Origin of the sequence: Candidatus Solincola tengchongensis, from assembly GCF_015711935.1 — a bacterium.
Lineage (GTDB): Bacteria > Actinomycetota > Geothermincolia > Geothermincolales > RBG-13-55-18 > Solincola_A > Solincola_A tengchongensis.
In genome coordinates this window covers 1-4,542 of record NZ_JACVJJ010000071.1, presented here as the reverse complement: position 1 = coordinate 4,542, position 4,542 = coordinate 1, and the positions used below count along the sequence as shown (strand labels likewise).

Genomic DNA, 4,542 nt, shown 5'->3' with positions numbered 1-4,542 from the left:
GCACGGGAGTACTGCAGATAGGCCCGCAGGGCCAGGACGCAGGAGCGCAGGTCGGTGTACACGGGGATGCCGAACTCCCTGAGCCTCTCTTCGTAGTGGCCGAAGAAACGCAGGTCGCCGAAGACCCAGGAGACCGCCGCCTTGCCGCTCTCCCGGATCAGCCTTCCCACCTCCTCGAAGGGAAAATATTCCAGGAGGCGGGAGGCGAAGGGGAGGAGGATAACCCCGTCCACGCGGGCATCGTCCAGAACGTGGCGCAGGACCTCGGGGAAGACGGTCAAACCTCTCTTCTCGACGGCCGGCCATATGTCCACCGGGTTGGAGGGGGGCATCCACTCCGGGAAGATGCCGGAGAGGGCCTCCAGGGTGCGCTTTTCAAGGGCGGGCACGGAAAGGCCGGACTCCCGCAGCATATCCGTGGACACCACGCCCCCGCCCCCGGTCACGGTGACCACGGCCACCCCGTCCCCCCGGGGGGAGCTCAGGCGGAAGGGTTCGGGGTGCAGGGAAAAGGCCTTCCCCAGGTTCATGAGGTCGTGGAAGTCGTGCACCCGCACCACCCCGGCCTGGCGCAGGGCGCCGTCCACCACCTCGTCGGAGCCGGCCAGGCTGGCGGTGTGGGAGAGGGCGGCCCGGGCCGCTTCCTCGTAGCGACCGCCCTTGAGTACCGCCAGGGGCTTGCGGCCGCGCATCCCCCGGGCCACCTCCAGGAAGTCCCGCCCCCTCTCGATGGACTCCAGGTAGGCCACCACCGCCCTGGTCCTGGGGTCGCGGGAGAGGTAGTCGAGCACCTCCACCTCGTCCACGTCTATCTTGTTGCCTATGGCGCAGGCCTTGCTCACCTGGAAAAAACCGGAAAGCACGTACTGGAACATGAAGCCCGCCGCGAGCATCCCGCTCTGGGCGATGATGCCCAGGTTTCCGGGCTTCAGGCGCTCATGGGCCTTGGGAGCGCGCATGAAGGGGGTGAAGATGAAGGGATCGGTGTTCACCAGCCCGGTGCAGTTGGGCCCCCACAGCCGCAGGCCGGTCCGGGAGGCGATCTCCAGGCAACGCTCGGTCAATTCCTTCCCTTTCTCCCCCACCTCGGCGAAGCCACCGGACTCGATGACCGCGGCCTTCACCCCCGCCGCCGCGCAGTCCTCGAGGACTCCGGGCACGGCCGCCGCGGGGACGAAGACGATGGCCAGTTCCACTTTCCCGGCTAGGTCCCGCACCGAGGGGTAGCACTTGACCCCCAGTATCTCCTCCCTTCCCGGGTTTACGGGGTATACCGGGCCGGAGAAGGACTCCAGCATGTTGGCGATGAGGTTGTAGCCCCCCTTGGTCTGGTCGGCGGAGGCGCCGACCACGGCCACGCTCCGGGGTGCGAAGAAGTAGTCCAGTGTGTTGCCGCTTCTCATGGTCTTATGCTCCTCCCTCTCCTCTTATCCACCGTATCCGGGGTCGAAGCGATTAAAGCATAGGTGATTATACGTCAACCGATCCTCCACCCCTCGGCCTAACCCACCGGCCAAAAGACGGTCTTTTCGACCCTCCACGCGCCCTCCAACCCGCGTCCCTCACCCGGAGCCGTCCCCCACCTCCACGTCCAGCACCAGCACCTCGCCGAACCAGTGGAAGCCCTCGTCGGTCAGGCCCACGAACAACTTATATCGGCCCAGCGCGGAGGGTGGCCTGACGAGAGTGGGAAGGACGGCCGACTGCCCGGGGGAGAGGTCGCAGGGCAGGGTGCCCCTCTGCTCCTCCCAGACCGGGCCCTCCCTCTCGAAGCGCAGGGCCAGGTGCACCAGTCCCTGCGGCCGGGTGAGCTCCTCCTCACGGCTCTCCCGCGCCGCCAGAAGATAGGTGTCACCTCCGGAGGTGACCCGGAAGGCCAGGGGGAACAGCCCGTCGGGAGTAGGGATGCGTATCACGTCCTCCCCGCCGGCGTATTCCACCCCTCCCTCCAGAAGGGAAGGCTCCTCGGAGGTGGCCATCTCGCCCACCCGCAGGGACAGGGTGAAGTCCCTCTCCCCGAGGACCCCCCTTTCCAGCTCGAGCCGGAGAGAGTAAAACCCCGCTTCGGAAGGGGCTTTCCGGCAGCGCAGGGGAAGGACGGCCATCTCTCCGGATTGCAGGAAGAAGGGAGGCCGGCAGGAGGTCCTTTCCTCTCTTATCGCCCTGCCCTCCGCGTCCACCACCACAAGCCGTACGGGCTGGGGTTCCTCCTCCGTCACCACCGCCGGCAGGGAGGTGGGGTTCCTCACCAGCAGGCCCAGGTTGAAGGGCTCCCCCGGGCGAACCTCCTCGGGGGCCTGGGCCTCCACCTCCAGGTCACCGGGCGGGGTGACCGGCCCTTCCTCCACCCCGAGCACCCACTGCTCACCGAGGTCCTCCTCCAAGGTCAGGCCCTCGGTGGAGAGCAGCCGCCGGCGGTACTCCTCCTCCCTCCCAGCGGGGACCAGCTCCCAGTGCCATATCACGTGGGTGACTCCCAGGCCCCGCAGGAGCTCCACGCACCGGCGGGAGGGGAAGGCCTGCATCTCGAAGAAGATACGATTGTAAGAATATGGAAAATAACCGCTGTACCCGTTGGCCGTGCGCCTGCGGTGATAGGCGCTGAAATAGACCCGCAGCCCCTCGAGCTCGCTGTAGGCGTGCGGGTCGTCGGGCAGGAAGCCCAGAAGGCGGTCGTAGCGGTGCTCCTCCCCCAGCCCGAGGGTGGGAAGCTCGATGATCACCGCCTCCTCCCGTCTTTCCAGCCAGCGATAGACCTGGGGGACTTCCTTGCCCACGGGAACCGCCGCCAGGGGGATGGGGAGGTTCACGTTCTCCAGCGCCACCAGGGCGAGGAGCACCGCACCCCACACGCGGTAGGCGGGGAACCTGCCCCGCCCCCGGCCCACCCTGGAGAGGGCCCAGGAGGCTCCGTAGCCGGCGAGCACGGCGAGCGAGAGGAGGAAGAGGACGTAGAAACGCGCCGGCACCCGGATGAACCTGAGCATCCCCAGGCGGTAGGGGATCATGTACAGGGGGTTCCACCTCCCGGCCACCTCCGGTCCCAGGGTGAGGAGGAAACTCACCACCGCCAGGAGGAGGAAGAAGAGGGGCAGGCTACGCCGGAAGCGCTCGGCTGCCGCTTCCTTCCTCTCCAGCGCCCATCCGGCCAGGGCTAGAAGGGCCAGAAGGAGGGCGGCAAGCCCGGGAAAGAGCACCCTCTCATCGCCTATCCTCCCGCCGCTGAGGAGGGAGGAGACGCGGGAGTAGAGCAGGTTGCCTTCCAGGGCGGTGAGATAATCGCCGGGCCGGGCGGAGAAGCCCTTTATCTCCGTGAGGTTGCGCTCGAAGCCCGGAAGCCGCGCATGCGCCCGCAGGTAGGGGAGGGCCAGGGGGAGGACGAGCAGGAGCACCACGCCCAGCGCCAGGAGCACGCCACCCAGGCGGCGCCGCTCGGCCCGCCCACCGGATAGGGCAGCCCGCCACAACCACAAGAGGCCTGCGGCCAGATAGCAGAAGACCAGGTAATGCCACGAGGAGAGGGACTGGGCCAGGCAGAAGAGGGCGAAGAGGAAAAGCGCCTTCCCCCCGCCGCCCTCCATGTAGCGCAGGAGGTAGAGGAGCATGAAGGGCAGGAAGGGGGAGAACATTATCTGGAGGTGCGAGAGCTGGCTGAACTTGTAGGAACCGAAGGCGAAGAGGAACCCGCTCAGGAAGGCGGCCCACCGGCTGCCGGTGAGCTCCCTAACCAGCAGATAGCACCCCAGCCCGGAGAAGGCCAGCCCACCCAGCAGAAGGAGGTTGTAGCAGAGGAGGGGGTTACGGGACGCCCAGTACAGTGGGGCGGCCAGGAGGGCCATGGAGAAGAGGTGCTCGGAGTAGGCCAGGACGTCCCGCGCGGGGTACATGATGTTGGCCTGGAAGAACCGCAGTGGATGGGTGAAAAGGGTCCGCGAACCCCAGGAGATTATCCAGGTGTTGAGCAGCGGGTCCCCGGTGTCCACGGGTACGGCGCGGTGCAGGCGGAGCAGCAGCGGCCAGGTGAATACCACGGCGGCCAGGGAAAAGGCGAGGAAGGCCACGAGGCGCTCGCGGCGCCCCGCGGAAAGGTATCCCGGAGTGCTTAAAGACGAAATGAACATCCTTCCGTGAGTTTACAACATCCACCGATGACTTGGAGTCTGATCCTCACAGTTCCGCCTGATTTTCGTGCCTTCTTTCCAAGAAGGCCTTGCCTATCTTTCACGCCCTTCATGGAACCCGATTTTGTCCATACGATGACGATCATTTCAGCAAGAAAGGCATAGCGATTGAAGCATCGTGCCAGACTTACTAACTCAAGAGTCCTGTGAAACGGTGCCTGGGTGGCTTACTGCACTAAACGTGTTTCAATGTATACCTGAAAAATTCCCCTTTCACAACAATGCCAGAATCCCGGTAGCGTATAAAGATTTGTGTCTGGACTCTTAGAAAGGCAATAGATAGCCTTCCTCTTGTAAGGAGAGCAACCAAACAAGGAGGAAGGCTATGGCTAAACTCGATAAACATGTCTCAAGGGAAATG

General features: G+C 65.2%; 2 protein-coding genes. Both read right to left on the bottom strand.

The annotated features are described in order from the left end of the window. Nucleotides 1-1,403 (bottom strand): acetate--CoA ligase family protein (locus tag H7007_RS06230; protein WP_287153965.1); only part of this gene is annotated, 1,403 nt, incomplete at its 3' end. Nucleotides 1,404-1,562: 159 nt separating this feature from the next. After that, nucleotides 1,563-4,121 carry a hypothetical protein gene (locus H7007_RS06225; RefSeq protein ID WP_287153963.1) on the bottom strand — a complete coding sequence of 853 codons (2,559 nt, stop codon included), beginning with the start codon at nucleotides 4,119-4,121 and terminating at the stop codon, nucleotides 1,563-1,565. Nucleotides 4,122-4,542 lie beyond the last annotated feature (421 nt).

Bases quoted from the DNA above. Each gene is read 5' to 3' on its own strand.
- H7007_RS06225 (WP_287153963.1), bottom strand. From the start codon at position 4,121: ATGTTCATTTCGTCTTTAAGCACTCCGGGATACCTTTCCGCGGGGCGC.